At 68.1% G+C, this 18,437-nt stretch carries 18 protein-coding genes; 14 read left to right on the forward strand and 4 right to left on the reverse strand.

Annotated elements, in window-relative coordinates:
• The first annotated feature begins 76 nt into the window (after positions 1-76).
• Genes BLQ77_RS12195 through BLQ77_RS12210 form a run of 4 tightly spaced genes read left to right on the forward strand, consistent with a single transcriptional unit; the run spans position 77 to position 3,493 of the window.
• Positions 77-1,108 carry an ABC transporter substrate-binding protein gene (locus tag BLQ77_RS12195; RefSeq protein ID WP_008888263.1) on the forward strand — a complete coding sequence of 344 codons (1,032 nt, stop codon included), beginning with the start codon at positions 77-79 and terminating at the stop codon, positions 1,106-1,108.
• Positions 1,105-1,917 carry an ABC transporter ATP-binding protein gene (locus tag BLQ77_RS12200; protein ID WP_040385031.1) on the forward strand — a complete coding sequence of 271 codons (813 nt, stop codon included), beginning with the start codon at positions 1,105-1,107 and terminating at the stop codon, positions 1,915-1,917. Before BLQ77_RS12195 ends, BLQ77_RS12200 begins: the two co-directional genes overlap by 4 nt.
• On the forward strand, positions 1,914-2,786 hold the full coding sequence (locus BLQ77_RS12205; protein WP_089959440.1) for an ABC transporter permease: 873 nt from the start codon (positions 1,914-1,916) through the stop codon (positions 2,784-2,786). Before BLQ77_RS12200 ends, BLQ77_RS12205 begins: the two co-directional genes overlap by 4 nt.
• Positions 2,786-3,493, forward strand: a complete 708-nt coding sequence (locus BLQ77_RS12210) for a GntR family transcriptional regulator (protein WP_089959444.1) — start codon at positions 2,786-2,788, stop codon at positions 3,491-3,493. Before BLQ77_RS12205 ends, BLQ77_RS12210 begins: the two co-directional genes overlap by 1 nt.
• 243 nt (positions 3,494-3,736) lie before the next feature.
• Here the strand turns inward: BLQ77_RS12210 and kce are convergent, their stop codons facing one another.
• Genes kce through BLQ77_RS12225 form a run of 3 tightly spaced genes read right to left on the reverse strand, consistent with a single transcriptional unit; the run spans position 3,737 to position 6,327 of the window.
• A complete protein-coding gene (gene kce / locus BLQ77_RS12215) occupies positions 3,737-4,669 on the reverse strand; it encodes a 3,5-dioxohexanoate:acetyl-CoA acetone transferase (protein WP_008888062.1) in 933 nt (310 codons plus the stop codon).
• A 13-nt stretch (positions 4,670-4,682) separates the two neighbouring features.
• Complete coding sequence (locus BLQ77_RS12220) at positions 4,683-5,585, reverse strand: 3-hydroxyacyl-CoA dehydrogenase NAD-binding domain-containing protein (RefSeq protein ID WP_089959449.1); 903 nt, start codon at positions 5,583-5,585, stop codon at positions 4,683-4,685.
• A 25-nt stretch (positions 5,586-5,610) separates the two neighbouring features.
• Complete coding sequence (locus tag BLQ77_RS12225; RefSeq protein ID WP_008888188.1) at positions 5,611-6,327, reverse strand: GntR family transcriptional regulator; 717 nt, start codon at positions 6,325-6,327, stop codon at positions 5,611-5,613.
• A 171-nt stretch (positions 6,328-6,498) separates the two neighbouring features.
• Between BLQ77_RS12225 and BLQ77_RS12230 the strand changes: the two genes are divergently transcribed.
• The 5 genes from BLQ77_RS12230 (at position 6,499) to BLQ77_RS12250 (ending at position 10,890) form a co-directional block, all read left to right on the forward strand.
• The gene (locus BLQ77_RS12230; RefSeq protein ID WP_008888085.1) at positions 6,499-7,482 is read left to right on the forward strand and encodes a TRAP transporter substrate-binding protein; all 984 of its coding nucleotides are present in this window, start codon (positions 6,499-6,501) and stop codon (positions 7,480-7,482) included.
• A gap of 67 nt (positions 7,483-7,549) precedes the next feature.
• Entirely contained in the window at positions 7,550-8,101 is a 552-nt protein-coding gene (locus BLQ77_RS12235) for a TRAP transporter small permease (RefSeq protein WP_089959456.1), read from the forward strand.
• On the forward strand, positions 8,098-9,363 hold the full coding sequence (locus BLQ77_RS12240; protein WP_008888211.1) for a TRAP transporter large permease: 1,266 nt from the start codon (positions 8,098-8,100) through the stop codon (positions 9,361-9,363). The genes BLQ77_RS12235 and BLQ77_RS12240 overlap by 4 nt, the downstream gene beginning before the upstream one ends.
• 10 nt (positions 9,364-9,373) lie before the next feature.
• On the forward strand, positions 9,374-10,141 hold the full coding sequence (locus tag BLQ77_RS12245; RefSeq protein ID WP_008888040.1) for an SDR family oxidoreductase: 768 nt from the start codon (positions 9,374-9,376) through the stop codon (positions 10,139-10,141).
• Positions 10,138-10,890 carry an SDR family NAD(P)-dependent oxidoreductase gene (locus tag BLQ77_RS12250; RefSeq protein ID WP_089959460.1) on the forward strand — a complete coding sequence of 251 codons (753 nt, stop codon included), beginning with the start codon at positions 10,138-10,140 and terminating at the stop codon, positions 10,888-10,890. Before BLQ77_RS12245 ends, BLQ77_RS12250 begins: the two co-directional genes overlap by 4 nt.
• An 89-nt stretch (positions 10,891-10,979) precedes the next feature.
• Here the strand turns inward: BLQ77_RS12250 and BLQ77_RS12255 are convergent, their stop codons facing one another.
• Complete coding sequence (locus BLQ77_RS12255) at positions 10,980-11,663, reverse strand: TetR/AcrR family transcriptional regulator (RefSeq protein WP_089959463.1); 684 nt, start codon at positions 11,661-11,663, stop codon at positions 10,980-10,982.
• 164 nt (positions 11,664-11,827) lie between these two features.
• On the opposite strand from BLQ77_RS12255, the gene BLQ77_RS12260 reads away from it, so the two are divergent.
• The 5 genes from BLQ77_RS12260 to BLQ77_RS12280 all read left to right on the forward strand — a co-directional run bounded on the left by BLQ77_RS12260 (position 11,828) and on the right by BLQ77_RS12280 (position 18,435).
• A complete protein-coding gene (locus tag BLQ77_RS12260) occupies positions 11,828-13,927 on the forward strand; it encodes a hydantoinase/oxoprolinase family protein (protein ID WP_089959465.1) in 2,100 nt (699 codons plus the stop codon).
• Positions 13,924-15,498 carry a hydantoinase B/oxoprolinase family protein gene (locus tag BLQ77_RS12265; RefSeq protein WP_008888277.1) on the forward strand — a complete coding sequence of 525 codons (1,575 nt, stop codon included), beginning with the start codon at positions 13,924-13,926 and terminating at the stop codon, positions 15,496-15,498. Before BLQ77_RS12260 ends, BLQ77_RS12265 begins: the two co-directional genes overlap by 4 nt.
• A gap of 79 nt (positions 15,499-15,577) precedes the next feature.
• Complete coding sequence (locus BLQ77_RS12270; protein ID WP_089959467.1) at positions 15,578-16,585, forward strand: TRAP transporter substrate-binding protein; 1,008 nt, start codon at positions 15,578-15,580, stop codon at positions 16,583-16,585.
• Positions 16,586-16,597: 12 nt separating this feature from the next.
• Positions 16,598-17,149: a TRAP transporter small permease gene (locus BLQ77_RS12275; protein ID WP_089959471.1), complete on the forward strand. Its 552-nt coding sequence runs from the start codon at positions 16,598-16,600 to the stop codon at positions 17,147-17,149.
• Entirely contained in the window at positions 17,143-18,435 is a 1,293-nt protein-coding gene (locus BLQ77_RS12280; protein WP_089959474.1) for a TRAP transporter large permease, read from the forward strand. The genes BLQ77_RS12275 and BLQ77_RS12280 overlap by 7 nt, the downstream gene beginning before the upstream one ends.
• Positions 18,436-18,437 lie beyond the last annotated feature (2 nt).

The following is an 18,437-nucleotide window of genomic DNA, read 5'->3' on the forward strand; positions in this document are numbered from 1 at the left end:
ACCGAGAATCGCATACACTCTGCCCATGGCTTTCGTCGGGAGGGCGCGGGCCATGACTTGGGAGGAGACAAGAAACATGAAAACAAATCAGCGATTTACCCGCCGAACAACGCTGGGGGCCATGGCGGCGTCGGCGATGGTCCTGGGTCTTGCGGTCCCGGCCGCGGCGCAGACCAGCATAACGGTTGCGGTGCCGAACCCCTCGGCTGTCACTTGGGCGCCCATGTGGGCCGCCATCGGCGAGGGCTATTTCGGGGAGGAGGGCCTCAGCCTCGAGGTGCAGGCGGTGGACGGCTCGTCCTCGGTCCTGCAGGCCATGTCGGCGGGTCAGGCCCAGATCGGTGCGCCGGGGCCGGGGCCGGTGCTGAACGCCCGCGAGCGCGGGCTCGACGTGGTGTTCATCTACAACCTCTATCCGAAGAGCGTCTTCGGCCTGCTGGTGAAGGCGGAGTCCGACTACACCGACCCTGCCGGGCTCAAGGGCGAGATCATCGGCGTCGGCACCGCCGATGGCGCCGAGGTCTCCTTTGCCCGCGCCATCCTCAGCGACGCGAACATGAAGGAAGGCACCGATTACGAGTTCCTGCCGGTCGGGGACGGTGGCACCGCGGCGGTCGCCTTCATGCGCGGCGATGTCGATGCCTATGTCGGGGCTGTCAGCGACGCCGCCATCCTCGCCAACCGGGGGATGGAGCTGAACGAGATCACGCCCGACGATTACCTCGCCTTCTTCGGCAACGGCTACGCGGTGCTCCGCGATTACGCCGATGCCAACCCCGAGGTCGTCGAGGGCTTCGGCCGCGCGCTCGTCCGCGGCATGCGCTTCGTGTCGGATCCCGCCAACGAGGACGCCGCGCTGGACCACATGGCGGCGGGCAACCCGAGCGAGGGCGAGGACCGCGCGTTCGCATCGGCGCTCCTTGCCGCGGCGGTCGAGCGCATGACGCCCACAGACGCCTATATCGAGAAGGGCTACGGCTTCCAGCCGCCCGAGCACTGGGAAGCCTGGGAGAAGAGCCTTCTCGCGGCGGGCGATCTGGAGGCGCCGCTCGAGGATCTCAAGGCGGCCTACAGCAACGATTGGATCGACGCCTGGAACGCGGAATGAGTCAGGTCGTGAAGATGGACAGCAGACGAGAGGGACCGGCCGTCACACGGCCGGTCTACCAGATCGAGCGCATGTCCAAGTCCTTCGGCGCGTTCAGGGCGCTGCAGGGCGTCAACCTGACGCTCAACAAGGGCGAGTTCGGCGCGGTGATCGGGTCCTCGGGCTGCGGGAAGTCGACCCTGCTGAAGATCATGGCGGGGCTGATGCCGCCCAGCTCGGGCCGGGTGGTGCTGGCCGGCAAGCCGGTGCTTGGTCCGCGCCGCGACATCGGCATGATGTTCCAGCAGGCGACGCTGCTGCCGTGGAAGACCACGCTCGAGAACGTCCTGCTGCCCATCGAGATCCGCGACGGCAAGGGCGCGGCGCGGGCCGCGGCGGGCCGGGCGCGCGACCTGCTCGAGCTGGTGGGCATCGGTCGCGCCGAAAAGGTCTATCCCGGCGAGCTCTCGGGCGGCATGGCGCAGCGCGCGTCGATCTGCCGGATGCTCATTTCCGAGCCCGAGGTGCTGCTGCTCGACGAGCCGTTCTCGGCGCTGGACGAGCTTACCCGCGATTTCATGAACATGGAGCTGCAGCGGATCTGCCTTGAACGGCACGCGACGGCCTTCCTCGTGACCCATTCCATCCCCGAGGCGGTCATCCTCGCCGACCGGATCTACATCATGCAGGCAAACCCGGGCCACGTCGCCGAGATCGTCGACATCGACCTGCCGCGGCCGCGCAACCTCGACATGATCAACACTCCGAAATTCGGCGAGATCGTCCATTACATTCGCGAGAAGCTCGGGCAGGAGGCCTTTGGCACATGACGGATCAGGGCTACACCGCCGCCAAGGCAGAGCACCCGGCCTACGAGGGCGACACGATCTGGACCGAGCAGGAGCCGCTGATCGACCGCATCCCGCGCTGGCTCGCCATGACCGGGCTGATGGTGCTTATCCTCGGCATCTGGTTCGGGCTGACCGCCACGGGGCTGGTCTCGCCGATCATCCTGCCGGGGCCCGGCGAGACGTGGGACGACATCGTCTTCGTGGGCAGGAACATGGTGACGGGCGGCTACGTGCTCGAGGCCATGTGGACCACCAGCCGCACCGTGCTTTATGCCTTCGCGCAGGCGACGACGCTCGGCTTCTCGCTGGGGGTGCTCGTGGGCGAGACCAAGTTCGGCGAGCGCGCCGTGATGCCCTATCTCGTGGCCATCGACACCATGCCCAAGGTCGCCTTCGCGCCGCTCTTCATCGCGTGGCTGGGCTTCGGCATCTCGTCCAAGGTGGCGCTGGCGACCTTCATCGCGACCTTCCCCATCGTCGTCTCCACCGCCGCGGGGCTCTACGCGGCTTCCGAGAACGAGCGGATGCTCTTCAAGTCGATCGGGGCGACGCGGATGCAGACGCTCCTGCGGCTGAAACTGCCGACCGGGCTGCCTTATTTCTTCACGGGCTTGAAGATTGCCGCCGTCGGCGTCATGGCAGGGGCGATAACCGGCGAATTCCTCGGCGGAGGCGAAGGGGTCGGCGCGCTCATCCGCGTGTCGGCGTCGCAGCTCAACACGCCGCGGGTGTTCTCGCTGATCATCTACCTGAGCTTCCTCGGGCTGGCGCTCTTCCTTATGGTCGTGTGGCTCGAACGGACGCTGGTATTCTGGAGAAAGTCCGACAAGCCGAGCGGAATGGGGTGATGGTGAAGGCAAAGTCCGATCCGAGAATGGGTGCGATCCTGTCCGATCGCGCCCATGACTGCGTGAAGAGTGATATCCTGCTGGGGGCGCTCGAGCCCGGTGAGAAGCTGCAGCTCGAGGCGATCTCCGAGCGCTACGGCATCGGCACCGCGCCGATGCGCGAGGCGCTGAACCGGCTGTCGTCCGAGGGCTGGGTCGAGCGCCGCAGTCAGCGCGGCTTCTTCGTGTCGCCGCTGTCCTTCGCCGAGCTCGAGGAGCTGGTGAAGACGCGGATCTGGCTCGAGACGCTGTCCTTGCGGGAATCCATCGCCCACGGCGATCAGGACTGGGAGGACGCCGCGATCCTCTCGTATCACCGGCTTGCCCGGACCGAGCGGGTGCTCGACACCGGCGGCGGCGCGATGCGGTTCAACCCGGACTGGGAAACGCGGCACCACGATTTCCACCTTGCGCTGCTCTCGGCCTGCGGATCGCAGCTGATGCTGGGCTTCTGCGTCCAGATGATGGAGCGCTCGATCCGCTACCGGAACCTGTCGGTGAAATTCAACATGTTGCGACGCGGCGATGCCCTGGCCGAGCACGAGGCCATCCTGAACGCCTCGCTCGACCGGAACGCCGACGAGGCGGTGACGCTGCTGGCCGCGCATTACCGGCTGACGCTGGACGGGCTGCGCGAGCGGCTGTTTCCGGACGCCAGCGAAGGGTAGGGGCAGGGGCAGGGCACGTGTCGCGCCCTGCGGCACTTGGTTTCGGCCTCTGATCGAGGGCGGCGCCTGCGTCGCGGCCATGGGTCGTTGCAGGGGATATGTGCGGGGCACAGACCCGACGGGCGACAGGTCCCTCTGGCTTTGGGGGCCGCCGCGTCGGGAATGTGCGCAGGGACCGAAGCAACGGCCGGACAAGAGAGAGCGCCCGGGGGCGCCCTCTGAATCCCTCCGGACCGGGCCGGCTCAGAAACCGACGGCGTCGGCGCCCTTGAGGGCGAGAAGCTCGCGGGCCTCGTCGGGGGTGGCGATCTCGAGTCCCAGGCCCTCGATGATCTGACGCGCCGCCAACACCTGCTCGGCGTTGGTCTGCGCCAGCTTGCCCGGGCCCGCCCAGAGCGAATCCTCTAGCCCCACGCGGACGTGCCCGCCGAGCGCCGCCGCGATGGCCGCGATGGGGAGCTGGTTCTTGCCTGCGCCAAGCACGGACCAGCGGTACTGGTCGCCGAACAGCCGGTCGGCGGTGCGCTTCATGTGCATGACGTCGTCGTAATGCGCGCCGATGCCGCCCATCAGGCCGAAGACGGTCTGGATGAACAGCGGACCCTTCACCAGACCGGCATCGAAGAAATGCTTGAGGTTGTAGAGGTGGGCCGTGTCGTAGCACTCGAACTCGAAGCGGGTGCCGTTCGCGGAGAGCGTGGTGAGGATGTGCTCGATGTCCTCGAAGGTGTTTTGGAACAGGATGCCCTTGTTGCCGAGGTAGTCACGCTCCCACTGGTGCTTGAGCTGGGCGTCGTAGCGGGCCAGCATCGGGAACAGGCCGAAGTTCATCGAGCCCATGTTGAGCGAGGCCAGCTCGGGCTGCCAGGTGGCAGCGGGGCGCACGCGGTCCTGGATCGTCATGGTGGGCGCGCCGCCGGTGGTGATGTTCACCACGCAGCCCGAGCGCTGCTTGATCACCTTGAGGAACGGGTCGAAGGCCTCGGGGGTCTGGTCGGGGCGGCCGTCCTGCGGATCACGCGCATGCAGGTGCACGACCGCGGCGCCCGCTTCGGCGGCGCCGATGGCGGCCTCGGCGATCTCGGAGGCGGTGACGGGAAGGTATTCCGACATCGAGGGCGTGTGGATCGCGCCGGTGACGGCGCAGGTGATGATGACCTTGCGTTTGGGGGCCATGGGCTGGGTCCTTTCAGGAAAGGGTTTTCAGGAAGTTCGAAAGCGCCGTCAGATCGCGGTCGCGCTTCGCGGAAAGCTCGGCCACGCGGGCCGGGGCGGGCAGGGTGGCGGCAAGCTTGGCCGCGACCCCGGGTGTGAAGGCCTCGCCGCGGGCGGCACCGTCCGACAGCCGTGCCATGGTCGGGCCGTAGCGGTCGAGGTAGTCGGCCACGCCGCCGGGTGCGTTGAGGTTGATGGTCTCGAGCGCGCCGAGCAGCACCCAGCGCCGCGCGAGGCCGTGACGCAGCGTGTCGTCCACGCCCTCGGCGGTGACGATGCCGCTCTCCACCAGCCGCAGGCTCTCGGCCAGAAGCACGGCCTGCAGGCGGTTGAGCACGAAGCCGTCGATCTCGGCGGTCATCCGCACGGGAACCTGGCGCACCTCGCGCATCAGCGTCTCGGCCCGGTCCATGGTCTCGGGCGTGGTGTCGGGCGAGGGGCAGAGTTCGACCACCGGCACGACGTGCGGCGGGTTCACCGGATGCGCCACGAGGATGCGGCCGCGCCCGGCCAGCCCTTCGGCGAACTGCGAGGACACCAGCGCCGAGCTCGACGAGGCGAGGATGGTCTCGGGCGATGCGAGCCGGTCGAGCTCGGCGTAGATCGCGCGCTTGATGTCGAGCTTCTCGGGGCCGTTTTCCTGCACCCAGAGCGCGCCGTCGAGCGCCTCGGCCATGCTGGCGTGGGTGGTGACACGATCGAGGATCGCCGGGTCCTCGCCTGCCTCGTCGCACATGGCCCGCAGCCTGCCCGGGATGCTCTCCAGCACCTCGGGCGCGGCATCCCACAGGCGCACCGGGCAGCCGGCGCGGGCAAAGACGATCGTCCAGGCGCGGCCGATCAGGCCGCAGCCGATGACGGCAACGGGTGTGGTCATTGGGGTCTCCTCCTTGCGCGGCGGCTCAGTCGCCGCGCTCCTCGTAGTTCTTCAACGTGGTCCCGAGATCCGCCGCGGCATCCGAGATGTCCTTGAGGATCGCGTCGCGCAGCGCCCCGGCATCGCGGTCGCGCAGCGCCTGTTCGGCCTTGTCGTGGCTCTCCATCGAGCGCTCGAAATGGTTGGGCGAGGTCACCGCATGGCGGATCAGCGGGCCGACCCGCAGCCACATGCCCTCGATCACGCCCATCAGCACCGGTCGCCCGGCGGCCTGGTAGATCAGCTTGTGAAAGCGCCAGTTGCTCTCGAGATAGCGGTCTGCGTTGCCCTCTTCGGCGGCGCGGCGCATCACCGCGCAGGCGTTGGCGATGAGCCGGATCTGCGCTGCGGTCACCTTTTCGATGGCCAGCGTGGCGGCGAAGCCCTCGAGCTCGAGCCGGATGTCGCGGATGTCGTCGAGCTCGGCGCTGGTCAGGACCGGCACACGCAGCACGCGGTTGCCGCCCCAGACCTCGAGCCCGCCGTCCGATTCGAGCTGCCGCAGCGCCTCGCGCACCGGCGTCACGCTGGTGCCGAGAACCGAGGCGGTGCGGCGCAGGCTGATCTCTTCGCCCGGACGGAAATAGCCGGAAATCAAGGCTTCGCGCAGGCAGGCATAGATCTGCGCCTGCGCGGTCTCTCCCTCGCGCAGGGTCAGCGGACCAAGCCGCGACCAGCCATCCAGTTCCAGTGATTCCGTCATGCGTTTTCGGTCTAACTGTGATCTCGGTTTTTCATATCTGTGCTTCAGTGTGGCCAAAAACCGCATAAAAACAAGAGAAATATTCTGATTGACCATTCCGAGTGAATCGCAATACCGTAAAGTGAGATCACACTTTGATCCCGAGGAGAGAGGGTTGGGAGGCCTTCGCTGATGAAACATTTCGTACTGACCGCCACCGCCACGCTGCTGCTGGGCACCGCCGCTATGGCGCAGGAAACCCGGACCTTCGACGTCAGCCTGCCGCTGGGCGCGGAATCCCACCAGGCGGTGGGCGTGCTCAAGTTCGGCGAGGAGCTTGAACGCCTGTCCGAGGGCCGTCTCACCATCCGCCCGCATTACGACAACGCGCTCGGCGCCGAGCGTGAGGTGGTCGAGGGCATGGGCTTCGGGCTCATCGACATGGGCATCACATCGACCGGCCCGATGGGTGGCTTCACGCCCGAGTTCCTGCTGTTCGACCTGCCCTACATCTTCAGCGATCACACCCACGCCCAGGCGTTTCTCGACAGCGAGTACGGCGACCAGCTCGCCAGCGCCATCGAGACCGCGGCAGGCGTGAAGATCCTGGCCTGGATGGAGAACGGCTTCCGCCACGAGACCAACTCGGTGCGTCCGATCAACGAGATCGGCGACCTGAAGGGCATCAAGCACCGCACGCAGGAAAGCTCGGTGCAGGTGGACACCTGGACGGCGCTCGGCACCAATGCCTCGCCCATGGCGTGGACCGAGGTCTTCACCGCGCTGCAGCAGGGCGTGATGGAAAGCCAGGAGAACCCGATCCCGACGATCTACGACGTCCGCTTCTACGAGGTGCAGGATTACCTGACCATCTCGCAGCACGTCTATTCGCCGGCGCCGCTGATGATCGGCGCGCAGCTCTTCGGATCGCTGTCGGAAGCGGACCAGGCCATCATGCTCGAGGCCGCCGAACTGGCGCTGCCGGTGCAGCGCGAGGCGTCGCTGGCGCTGGAAGAGAAGTACATCGACGAGTTGCAGGAGCTGGGCATGGAAGTGACGCGCCCGGATCTCGCGCCGTTCCGCGAGGCGGTCGCCCCGGTGATCGACAAGTGGAAGGATCAGGTCGGTGCCGATCTCGTGGACGCTGCCCTGAACTTCGAGCCCGCGTCCAACTGATCGCGCAGGCCCATCGGCGCCGGGGGATGCGTTTCCCCGGCGCGTGCCATGATACCGGAGAGTGACGATGCAAGGCGCCCTGCGCATGACCGTTCGTGTGGTGGACGGCATCAACTGGCTTGTCGGCTGGCTTCTGGCCGCGCTGATGCTGGTGATGACGGTGCTCATCAGCTGGCAGGTCTTCGCCCGCTACGTGATGGGCAACTCCCTGAGCTTCTCCGAAGAGGTGTCGCGCTTCTCGATGGTCTGGATGACCATGCTGGGGGCGGCCTACGCCTATCGCTACGGCTCGCTGATCTCGGTCGATCTGTTCGAGAGCCTGTCCGGACCCAGAGTGTCGCGGTTGCTTCGCATCGTGGTGGCGGTGGCCTCGTGCATCTTCGCCTGGGTGCTGCTGACCCAGGGCCTCGACATCACCCAGCGTGTCGCGATGCAGGTCGCGCCGAGCACCCGGATCTCGATGGGCTGGCTCTACGCGGCGATGCCCGCCGGGGCGGGGCTCGTGCTGCTGAACGCGATCGGCATCCTGGCCGAGGATTTCGCCGGGCTGCGCGAGCGTTTCACCGATCCGCAAGATGACCCGCACCGGACTCCGCTGCACGAGGGAGGTTCCACATGATCGCGCTGCTCTTCGGCTCGCTCCTGCTGTTCCTTCTGGTTGGCGTGCCGGTCACCTTCGCGCTCGGTCTGGCCGCGGTCACGACGATCTGGGAGGGCTCGATCATGCCCCTGATGATCGTCCCGCAGGAGATGATCCGCTCGGTCAACTCCTTCCCGCTGCTGGCCATCCCGTTCTTCATCCTCGCCGGCAACCTGATGCAGGAGGGCGGGATCTCGGCCCGCCTCGTGACCTTCTCCAAGACCCTCGTGGGCGCCATGACCGGCGGGCTCGCGATGGTGGCCATCGTGACCTCGGCCTTCTTTGCGGCGATCTCGGGTTCGGGCGCGGCGACCACCGCCGCCGTCGGTGCCATCCTGATCCCGGCCATGGTCACGCAGGGCTATTCCAAGCCCTACGCGGCGTCGAACCAGGCAGCCTCGGGGGCGCTCGGGGTGATCATCCCGCCGTCGATCCCGCTGATCCTCTACGCGATTTCGGCCAACCAGTCGGTGGGCGCGATGTTCGTGGCGGGGGTGCTGCCGGGGCTTCTGGTGGTGGTGTCGCTGCTGATCTACGCCTACGTGCATGCCCGCGGCATGCAGACCACGCCGGGCGAGCCCTCGTCGCTGCGCGAGGTGGCGCTGGCCGGGTGGAAGGCGCTGCTGGCGCTCGCCATGCCGGCGCTGATCCTTGGCGGCATCTACGGCGGCATCGTGACGCCGACCGAGGCCGCGGTGGTGGCGGTCGTCTACGCGCTGCTGGTCGGCGCCGTGATCTATCGCGAGCTTCCGCTGTCGGCGATCCCCCGCATCCTGCGCAGCAGCGCCGTGACCGCGGCCATCGTGCTGTCGATCATCGCCGCGGCGGGGCTCTACGGCCGGATCATCCTGCAGCTGCAGGTCCCGGCGGTGATCTCGGATTTCGTCGTCGGCGCGATCCAGAGCCCGTGGGTTTTCATCATCCTGGTCAACGTGCTGTTGCTTCTCGTGGGCATGTTCCTCGAGGCCGCGGCCGCGATCCTGATCTTCACGCCGATCCTGCTGCCCATCGCCACCACCTTCGGGTTCGATCCGGTGCATTTCGGGGTGATCATGGTGGTGAACCTCGCCATGGGGATGTTCACGCCGCCCGTCGGTCTGAACCTCTTCATCGCCTCGGGGATCGCCCGCATCGGTGTCCCGCAGATCGCGCGCGGGGTCGTGCCCTTCGTGCTGATCCTGCTGGTCGACCTGCTCATCATCAGCTTCCTGCCCTGGCTGTCGCTGGTCTTCACTCAATGACGGAGGTTCCATGGACCTGACCCTGAAAGGTGCCCGCGTGATCGTGACCGCGGGCGCAGGCGGCATCGGCCGCGCCATCGTGGAGGGCTTCCTTGCGGAGGGCGCCTCGGTCGCCACCTGCGACATCGACGAGGCCGCGCTGGCCACCCTTCCGGACGCGGTCTTCCGGGCGCGCGTGGACGTGTCGGACAGCGAGGCGCTGGTCGGCTTCATGGATGCGGCGATGGCGCATCTCGGCGGGCTGGACTGCCTCGTGAACAACGCGGGCATCGCCGGGCCCACCGGTCGCATCGAAGAGCTCGACCCCTCGGACGTGCGCCAGACGCTCGACATCTGCCTGACGAGCCAGTTCGTCACCATCGCCCGCGCGGTGCCGCAGCTGCGCGCGTCCGGCAATGCCTCGATCGTCAACGTCTCCTCGCTCGCCGGGCGGCTTGGCTTCCGCCTGCGCAGCCCCTACGCGGCGGCGAAATGGGGGGTGATCGGCCTGTCGAAATCCATGGCCATCGAGCTTGGCCCCGACGGCATCCGCGTCAACGCGCTGCTTCCTGGATTGGTCGCCGGCGACCGCCAGCGCCGCGTGCTCGAGGCGCGGGCACAGGCGCAGGGGGTCAGCTTCGAGGAGGCCGAGCGCGACGCCTTCTCGAGGACGTCGATCAAGGAATACGTGACCCCGCAGCAGCTGGCCGACCAGGTCCTGTTCCTGGCGAGCCCGCGCGGACGCACGATCTCGGGGCAGGCGCTGTCGGTCTGCGGAGACACGGGGATGCTGGGATGAGCGGCCTGTTCAGTCTCGAGGGGCGCCGCGCGCTGGTCACAGGTGCGGGCAGGGGCATCGGGCGCGGCATCGCGCTGGCCCTCGCCGAGCACGGCGCCGAGGTCACGCTCTGTGCCCGGAGTGCCGACGAGATCGGCGCGGTGGCCGAGGAGATTGCCGCCGCCGGCGGCAAGGCCGATGCGCTGGTGCTCGACGTCACCGACAGCGCGGCCTTCGCGCGCGAGATCGCTGCCCGGCCGCCCTACCACGTCTTCGTCAACAACGCGGGGACCAACCGGCCCAACCTTCTCGCCGATCTCACGCCCGACGACTACGACCTGATCCTCGGCCTCAACCTTCGGGCCGCGATCTTCGCGGTGCAGGCGGTGGCCGGGCGCATGACCGAGACCGGCACCCGGGGGTCGATCATCAACATGTCGTCGCAGATGGGCCACGTGGGCGCGGCGAAGCGCAGTCTCTACTGCGCCTCGAAATGGGCGCTCGAGGGGTTCACCAAGTCGGTCGCCATCGAGCTGGGCCCGCGGGGCATCCGGGTCAACACGGTCTGCCCCACCTTCATCGAGACCCCGCTCACCAAGCCCTATTTCGAGGACCCCGCCTTCGCGACCGAGGTTCTGGCCAAGATCAAGCTGGGTCGCGTGGGGCAGGTGCAGGACGTGGTCGGCGCGGCGGTCTTCCTCGCCTCCGACGCCTCGAGCATGACCACCGGCTCGGCGATCATGGTCGATGGAGGCTGGACGGCGGAATAGCCCTGCCCGGCGGCTGCGGGCGCGCTGTCAGTGCGACGGGATGGCAACGCCCGGCGAGAGCGCCACAGCTTCCGTCCGCCTGCCTGACGCTAGCCGTCCGCGATATCCAGATCGCGGACGTAGCCGAGCGCCACGCGTTTGATCAGCGCCTTGCGGGCATCGAGCGTCTTGGCATCGAGCACGTCGACATCGAAGGTGAAGCCGAAGGTGTAGGACGTGGCGACGGCGTACCAGCATTGCGCCGACACCACCGTATAAAGGTCGACCGGGTCCAGCCCCTTGCGGAAGACGCCCTTGCGCTCGCCGTCTTCGATGATCCCCCGGTAGCGGTCGATCAGGTCCGGGACGCGCAGGCTGCGGCGGTCGAGGGTCTTCAGGTGCTCGCCCTGATGCAGGTTCTCGATGCCCACGAGGATCAGGAACTCGGGGTTCTCGACATAGTAGGAGAGCGTGAAGCAGACGATCTGCTCGATCGCCGCGATGGGATCGGCCGAGAGGGTGAGCTCGCTCTCGCTCTCGCGCATCCGGGCATAGGCGGCGTTCAGCACGTCGCGATAGAGCTGCTCGCGGCTGCCGAAATGGCGGTAGACCAGCGCCTTGTTGACGCCGGCCTCGGTGGCGATGGCCTCCATCCGGGTGCCCTCGAGCCCGTTCGCCACGAACTGCGAGCGCGCCGCCTCGAGGATGCGCGCACGGGTGGCCTCGCTGCGCTCGCGGTGCGAGAGCGCGGCGGTTTCGCTGCCCGGATCCCTGGTGTTCGCCTCTGTGCTCATGCGCTGGCCTCTCTGGATGCTGAAACCTTAGCCGTCCTGATCCGCCGAGACCATATCGCCCCGCGATTTCGGCACCAATGATCCTCTGGGGAAAATTTTGTTCTTGACGAGAATCGTATTTCCTTACTTCTATAACTGTAACGTTATCGTTACAGGGAAGTGCCATGTCTGTCGAGCAAAGGATACGGGTGGCGTCGGACGTTGGGGGCACCTTCACCGACAGCATCGCCTACGATTCCACCAGCCGCCGCATCACCGTCTCGAAGGTGTCGACCACGCCGGAGAACCGCGCGCTGGGAACCGCCGAAGGGCTGAAGAAGGCACTTGCGCTGCAGGGCGCGACCGGGCGCGACGTGTCCTACATCGGGCATGGCATGACCACCGCGACCAACGCGGTGATCCAGCGCAACGGCGCGCGGACGGCCTTCCTGACCAACCGCGGCTTCCGCGACCTGCTGCTGATCGGGCGCCAGAACCGCCCGACGCTCTTCGACATCACCGTGGTCCGGCCCGAGCAGCTTGTCCCGCGCGAGCTCTGCTTCACCGCAGGTGGCCGGCTCGACTATGCCGGGCAGGAGATCGAGCCTCTTGACGAGGGCGATGTGCGGGCCGCGGCGCGCGACATGGCCGCCGCCGGGGTCGAGGCGGTGGGGATCCTGTTCCTCCATGCCTACGCCAACCCGGTGCACGAGCAGCGCGCCCGCGAGATCCTCGAGCAGGAGCTGCCCGGCGTCGCGATCTGCGCCTCGACCGAGATCAACTCGGAGTTCCGCGAATACGAACGCGCCAGCACCACGGTGTTGAACGCCTACCTGCGCCCGGTGATGGAAACCTACCTGCGCACGCTCTCGAGCATCCTGCAGGACCCCGAGAAGGGGCTCGGCATGGGCGAGGACCGTCCGGTGATGGTGATGGACGCCGCGGGCGGGCTCATGAGCCTCGACAGTGCCCGCGAAAAGCCGGTGCATACAGTGCTCTCCGGGCCCGCGGGCGGGGTGGTCGCCGCGGCCCACGTGGCGGGCGAGGCGGGCCTTCCCGACATCATCACCATGGACATCGGCGGGACTTCGACCGACATCAGCCTGATCCGCGACGGCGTGCCCGAGATCACCCGCAGCGCCTCGCTCGAGACCGTGCCGATCCAGTTGCCGGTGATCGACATCAACGCCATCGGGGCCGGGGGCGGCTCGATCGCCTGGATCGACGAGGGCGGCGCGCTGCGCGTGGGTCCGATGAGCGCCGAGGCGGTGCCGGGGCCGGTGTGCTATGGCCGTGGAGGCGACCGCCCCACGGTGACCGATGCCAACATCGTGCTGGGCCGCTTCGACGGCAGCTCGCGGCTTGGCGGCACGCTAGAGCTTGACGTGACCGGCGCCGCGCGCGTGATCGAACGGGACATCGCGGGGCCGCTGGGGCTGAGCCTCGAAGAGGCGGCGGCTGGCATCCTGCGGGTGGCGCATGCCAACATCGTGCGCGGCATCCGCGTCGTCTCGGTCGAGCGCGGCTACGACCCGCGCGACTTCGCGCTGGTGCCCTTCGGCGGCGCGGGGCCGATGCACGGCAGCCCGGTGGCGCGCGATCTCAAGATGCCGAGCGTCATGGTGCCGCCGACGCCGGGCATCCTTTGTGCGCTCGGTCAGCTGATCTCGGACCTGCGGCACGATTTCGTCGAGACCCACGTGGCGCGCTTCGCCGATCTCGGCGAGGCCGGGGCCGGAGCGCTGATCGAACGGCTGGTGCAGCGTGCGACCGAGCACCTTGCCGCCGATGGTGTGCCCGAGGACCGGCGGGTCTTCGAGATCCGGCTCGACCTGCGCTACGAAGGCCAGAGTTTCGCCCTGCCCATCGCCGCCGATCCGGCGCAACCGGGCTGGTGGGACGCGCTGCCCGAAGCCTTCAACGCGGCGCATCTGGCCCGCTTCGGCCACGCCGACCCGAGCGCCCCGCTCGAGGTGGTGGGCGTCAACGTCACCGGCATCGGCCGCATCGACAAGCCCGCGCTGCCCGAACTGCCCGAGGGCAGCGGTTCGCCTGCCGAGGACGCCCTGCGCGGCACCCGGCGGATCTATTTCGAACCGGGCGACGGCGGCGGCGAGGGCGCCTGGCACGAGGCCCGGGTCTGGGCACGCGACGGCCTCAGGGCCGGCGACGTGATCGCGGGACCCGCGGCCATCGAGGAGGTCTCCTCCACCACCATCCTTTATCCCGGCGACCGCGCGACGGTCCACAAGTCGGGAAGCATTCTCGTGGAGGTCGCGGAATGAGCGGTTTCGATCCGATCCGGCTGGAAGTGCTGCGCAACGCGCTCGAGGCGACGGCGCAGGAAATGGGCTCGGTGCTGAAGCTCACCTCGTTCTCGCCCAACATCAAGGAGCGTATGGACGCCTCCTGCGCGATCTTCACCGCCGATGCCGAGCTGGTGGCGCAGGCCGAGCACGTGCCGGTGCATCTGGGCTCGATGCTGCGCGCGGTGGGGCCGACGCTGGAGCGCACGGGCGCGCTGGCCGATGGCGACGTGGTCATCGTCAACGACCCCTATGTCGGCGGCGCGCACTTGCCGGACATCACGCTCATCGCGCCGGTGTTCATCGACGGGCGGCGGGTGGCCCACGTGGCGACGCGGGCGCACCATTCCGATGTGGGCGGGATGGAGCCGGGCTCGATGCCCGGGCGCTCGACCGAAATCTTCCAGGAAGGCCTGATCATTCCGCCGGTGCGTCTCTACCGGGCCGGCGCGCTGCAGGAGGACATCCTCGAGATGGTGCTGGCCAACGTCCGCACCCCTGAAGAGCGGCGGGGCGATCTCAACGCCCAGCTTGCGGCGCTCCGGATCGGGGCGCGGCGCATGGGCGAGCTGGCGGAGCGCTTCGGCGCCGAGACGCTCGAGCAGGGGCTGGGGGCGATCCTCGACTACACCGAGCGCCGGATGCGGGCACGGATGGCCGAGCTGCCCAAGGGCGTGTGGTACGCCGAGGACTGCCTCGACAGCGACGGCTCCTCGGACGAGCCGGTGCGGATCAAGGTCCGGGTCGAGCTGACCGGCGACCGCTTCCTGTTCGACTTCGCGGGCACTTCGCCGCAGGTCCGCGGCAACGTCAACGCGGTGGCACCGATGTGCTGGTCGGCGACCTTCTACTGCCTCAAGCTCTTGACCGACGCGAGCCTCCCGCCCAACGCGGGCGTGCTGCGGCCGGTGACGGTCGACATCCCCAGGGGCAGCTTCCTTGACGCGCAGCGCCCGGCGGCGGTCTGCGCGGGCAACACCGAGACCACCCAGCGGCTTGCCGACACCATCCTGCGCGCCTTCGCCCAGATCGCGCCCGAGCGCATCGCGGCGGCCTCGAACGGCACCATGAACCTCATCGGCATCGGCGGTACCGACCCGCGCAACGGCCGGCCCTACACCTATATCGAGACCTCGGGCGGCGGGCAGGGCGGGCGTCCCATGGGCGCGGGCATGTCGGGCGTGCACGCCAACATGTCCAACACGCTCAACACCCCCATCGAGGCGCTCGAGATCAGCTACCCGCTGCGCTGCCTGCGCTACGAGCTGCGCGAGGGCACCGGCGGCGAGGGCCGGAACCGCGGCGGCGACGGCGTGGTGCGCACCATCCAGATCGTCGGCCACGACGCGCGGGTCTCGTTGCAGACCGACCGCAGGGCCTTTGCGCCCTACGGGCTGCACGGCGGGGGCGATGGTGCGAAGGGGCGCAACTCCACCATTGCCCGCGACGGCGCGGTCCAGACGCAGCCCGCCAAGGGCTCGCTCACGCTCGGCGACGGCGAGGCGGTGATGCTCGAGACGCCGGGAGGCGGCGGCTGGGGCACGCCCTGACGACCGACCGACAGGACGACAGCACAGAGAGGCGGGGCCACCGCCCGGGACACCACGACACAACAAAGGACCAACAGGAATGACAGACCATCAAACGTATCGCGGCCGGATGCTCCTGGCATCGCTGGCCCTTCTCGGGGTCACCGCGGGTGCGGCGCAGGCCGAGACCTGGCGCTTCGCCCACAAGCAGCCCGCCGACAGCCCCGAGGGCGTCGTCTACCAGTTCTTCGCCGACCGCGTGGCCGAGCTCACCGATGGCGATCTCGAGATCCAGGTGTTCCCGGCGGAGCAGCTCGGCAAGGAAGACTCGATCCTTGAACAGCTCGAGCTCGGCACCGTGAACTTCTACGCCGAGGACGCCTTCTTCCTTCAGAAATGGGTGCCCGAGATCAAGTGGGTCGCCCCGCACTTCCTGTTCCAGAGCCGCGAGGAGTGGGTCGAGTTCACCAACTCCGACCTCGTGAAGGGCTGGTTCGAGACCGCCGAAGAGGTGGCGGGCGTGCGGGCGCTCGGCGAGCCGATGGCGATGGTGCGCGGGCCGTACCGGGTGCTGATCTCGGATCGTCCGATCGAGCGCTACGAGGACATCGAGGGGCTCAAGCTGCGCATGTACCCCGACGAGCTGGCCATCGAAGTGTGGCGCAGCCTTGGCGCCGACCTGCAGATGCTGGCCTGGACCGAGACCTACCAGGCGCTGCAGTCGGGTGTGGCCGAGGCCGTCACCAGCCCCGCGGCGCTGGTCGAGGCGATGAAGTTCTACGAACAGGCGCCCTACATCACCCGCACCAACGAGTTCTGGCAGGGCCTGCCCTACATGATGAACGCCGCCGCCTTCGACGCCCTTCCAGAGAAGGACCAGCAGGCGCTGCTTCAGGCCCATGCCGAGGCCGGTGACTACTCGATGAAGCTGATGACCGAGAACGCCGAGGCGATGCGCGCCGCGGTCGAGGCGCAGGGCGTGACCTTCACCGAGATGCCGCTCGAGCCGCTGTTTGCGCGCATGGCCGACTGGTACCGCGAGCGCGACGCTGCGGGCGAGTTGCCCAAGGGGCTGATCGACGCCGCTCTCGGCGGCTCGGAAGACTGATCCGGGACCGACATGACCACACACCGCCCGCCCAATTGCGGACCGGCATGGTTCCGCGGCGCCAACCGTCTGCTCGACGGCGCCGCGGGGCTGTTCCAGACCGCTGCCGAACTCCTGCTGACCGTCATGCTGGTGATCAACTTTGCCAACATCGTGCTGCGCAACACCGGACAGCCGAGCCTGCTGTGGGTCTCGCCCTGGACGCTCGTGCTGATGGTCTGGGCGGTGTTTCTCGGCTTTTTCGTCATGTACCGCCGCCATCTCGACATCGTGCTCGGGCTGGTGATCGACCGGCTGGGGCCGTTCGGGCGGCGCATGGCGCGGGTCCTGACCGCCTTGGCGGGGCTCGCGTTCACGCTGATCCTGCTGGCCGAGACGCCGCAGATCCTGGCCCGCCAGCGCGGCACGATGGAGCTCATCGGCCTGACCCGCTACTGGCTGTCGCTGCCGCTGCTGGCCTCGGCGGCGATGCTGACGCTGCATTTCCTGACCGATCTCATCGGCGTGCTGGCCGGCTGGGCCGACGATGACGCGCCCGGCAGCGAGGAGGCCGCGCAATGGTAGCCATCACCATCTTCGGCCTGTTCTTCGTGCTGATGACGCTGGGGGTTCCGGTGGTCGTGGCACTGGCCGCGGGCACCCTTGCTGGGTTCTGGCAGATCGGCCTCGCCGACAACCTGCGGGTGCTCTACACCTTCCCGCTCAACATCCTCGAAGGCGTACACACGCCCGCGCTGACGGCGGTGCCCTTCTTCATCCTCGCCGGTCACCTGATGGGCGCCATCGGTCTGACCGAGCGCATCTTCAGCCTCGCCAACGCGCTGGTGGGCCACCTGCGGGCGGGCCTCGCGCAGGTCAACGTCATGTGCTCGCTGCTCTTCGGCGGCGTCACCGGCTCGGCCATCGCCGACGTCGCGGGTATCGGCAATCTCGTCATCGCCCAGATGGAGCGCCACGGCTACCCGCGCGCCTTCTCGGCGGCGCTCACCTGCGCCAGCTCGGTGATCGGGCCGACCATGTGGCCGTCGGTGCCGCTGCTGATCTACGCGTTCGGCGCGCAGGTCTCGGTCGAGCGCATGTTCCTTGCGGGGATCGGGCCGGGGCTGGTGCTGGTCATCGCGCTGATGGTCTACAACCGCTGGGTCGCGGGCCGCTTCGACGTGCCGCTGTCGCCGCGTCCGACCCGCAAGGTGCTGGTCTCCGAGGTCTCGCGTTCCGGCTGGGCGCTGCTGGCGCCGCTCATCATCATCGGATCGGTCACCGGCGGCTTCGCCACGCCGGTCGAGGCGGGCGTCATCGCCTGCGCCTACACGCTGATCCTGGGCCTCGGCTACCGGACGCTGGCCTTCGGCAAGCTGCGCCGCGCCGTGGGAGAGACCATCATCCTGTTCGGCTCGATCCTGATGATCATCGGCGTGACCCACGCCATGGGCTTCGTGCTCACCTACGACCGGGTGCCGCAGACCATCGCCGAGGCGGTGCTGGGCCTCACCGAGAACAAGTACCTGTTCCTGCTGCTGGTGATCGTCTTCTTCCTGCTGCTGGGCATGATCCTCGAGAACATCCCGGCGATGATCATCCTGATCCCGATCATGATGCCGCTGGTCGATCACTTCGGCATCGACCGGGTGCATTTCGGACTGATCATGGTCTACGGCCTGCTGATCGGCATCGTCACCCCGCCCGTGGGTGTGGCACTCTTCATCGTGACGCGGATCGCGGACATCTCGTTCGAGCGCGTGTGCTGGGCGGCGGCACCCTTCCTCGTGCCGCTGATCCTCGTGCTCTTCATCATCACTTACGCGCCGGGGGTCGTTCTCTTCCTCCCGGACCTGCTGCTTGGGAACTGATA

This window comes from Salipiger thiooxidans (assembly GCF_900102075.1).
Taxonomy (GTDB): Bacteria; Pseudomonadota; Alphaproteobacteria; order Rhodobacterales; family Rhodobacteraceae; genus Salipiger; species Salipiger thiooxidans.

Coding starts and splice junctions, on each gene's coding strand:
- BLQ77_RS12205 (WP_089959440.1), top strand. CDS start 1,914: ATGACGGATCAGGGCTACACCGCCGCCAAGGCAGAGCACCCGGCCTAC.
- BLQ77_RS12245 (WP_008888040.1), top strand. CDS start 9,374: ATGGACCTGACCCTGAAAGGTGCCCGCGTGATCGTGACCGCGGGCGCA.
- BLQ77_RS12230 (WP_008888085.1), top strand. CDS start 6,499: ATGAAACATTTCGTACTGACCGCCACCGCCACGCTGCTGCTGGGCACC.
- BLQ77_RS12265 (WP_008888277.1), top strand. CDS start 13,924: ATGAGCGGTTTCGATCCGATCCGGCTGGAAGTGCTGCGCAACGCGCTC.
- BLQ77_RS12255 (WP_089959463.1), bottom strand. CDS start 11,663: ATGAGCACAGAGGCGAACACCAGGGATCCGGGCAGCGAAACCGCCGCG.
- BLQ77_RS12200 (WP_040385031.1), top strand. CDS start 1,105: ATGAGTCAGGTCGTGAAGATGGACAGCAGACGAGAGGGACCGGCCGTC.
- BLQ77_RS12235 (WP_089959456.1), top strand. CDS start 7,550: ATGCAAGGCGCCCTGCGCATGACCGTTCGTGTGGTGGACGGCATCAAC.
- BLQ77_RS12195 (WP_008888263.1), top strand. CDS start 77: ATGAAAACAAATCAGCGATTTACCCGCCGAACAACGCTGGGGGCCATG.
- BLQ77_RS12270 (WP_089959467.1), top strand. CDS start 15,578: ATGACAGACCATCAAACGTATCGCGGCCGGATGCTCCTGGCATCGCTG.
- BLQ77_RS12250 (WP_089959460.1), top strand. CDS start 10,138: ATGAGCGGCCTGTTCAGTCTCGAGGGGCGCCGCGCGCTGGTCACAGGT.
- BLQ77_RS12220 (WP_089959449.1), bottom strand. CDS start 5,585: ATGACCACACCCGTTGCCGTCATCGGCTGCGGCCTGATCGGCCGCGCC.
- kce (WP_008888062.1), bottom strand. CDS start 4,669: ATGGCCCCCAAACGCAAGGTCATCATCACCTGCGCCGTCACCGGCGCG.
- BLQ77_RS12225 (WP_008888188.1), bottom strand. CDS start 6,327: ATGACGGAATCACTGGAACTGGATGGCTGGTCGCGGCTTGGTCCGCTG.
- BLQ77_RS12260 (WP_089959465.1), top strand. CDS start 11,828: ATGTCTGTCGAGCAAAGGATACGGGTGGCGTCGGACGTTGGGGGCACC.
- BLQ77_RS12210 (WP_089959444.1), top strand. CDS start 2,786: ATGGTGAAGGCAAAGTCCGATCCGAGAATGGGTGCGATCCTGTCCGAT.
- BLQ77_RS12275 (WP_089959471.1), top strand. CDS start 16,598: ATGACCACACACCGCCCGCCCAATTGCGGACCGGCATGGTTCCGCGGC.
- BLQ77_RS12280 (WP_089959474.1), top strand. CDS start 17,143: ATGGTAGCCATCACCATCTTCGGCCTGTTCTTCGTGCTGATGACGCTG.
- BLQ77_RS12240 (WP_008888211.1), top strand. CDS start 8,098: ATGATCGCGCTGCTCTTCGGCTCGCTCCTGCTGTTCCTTCTGGTTGGC.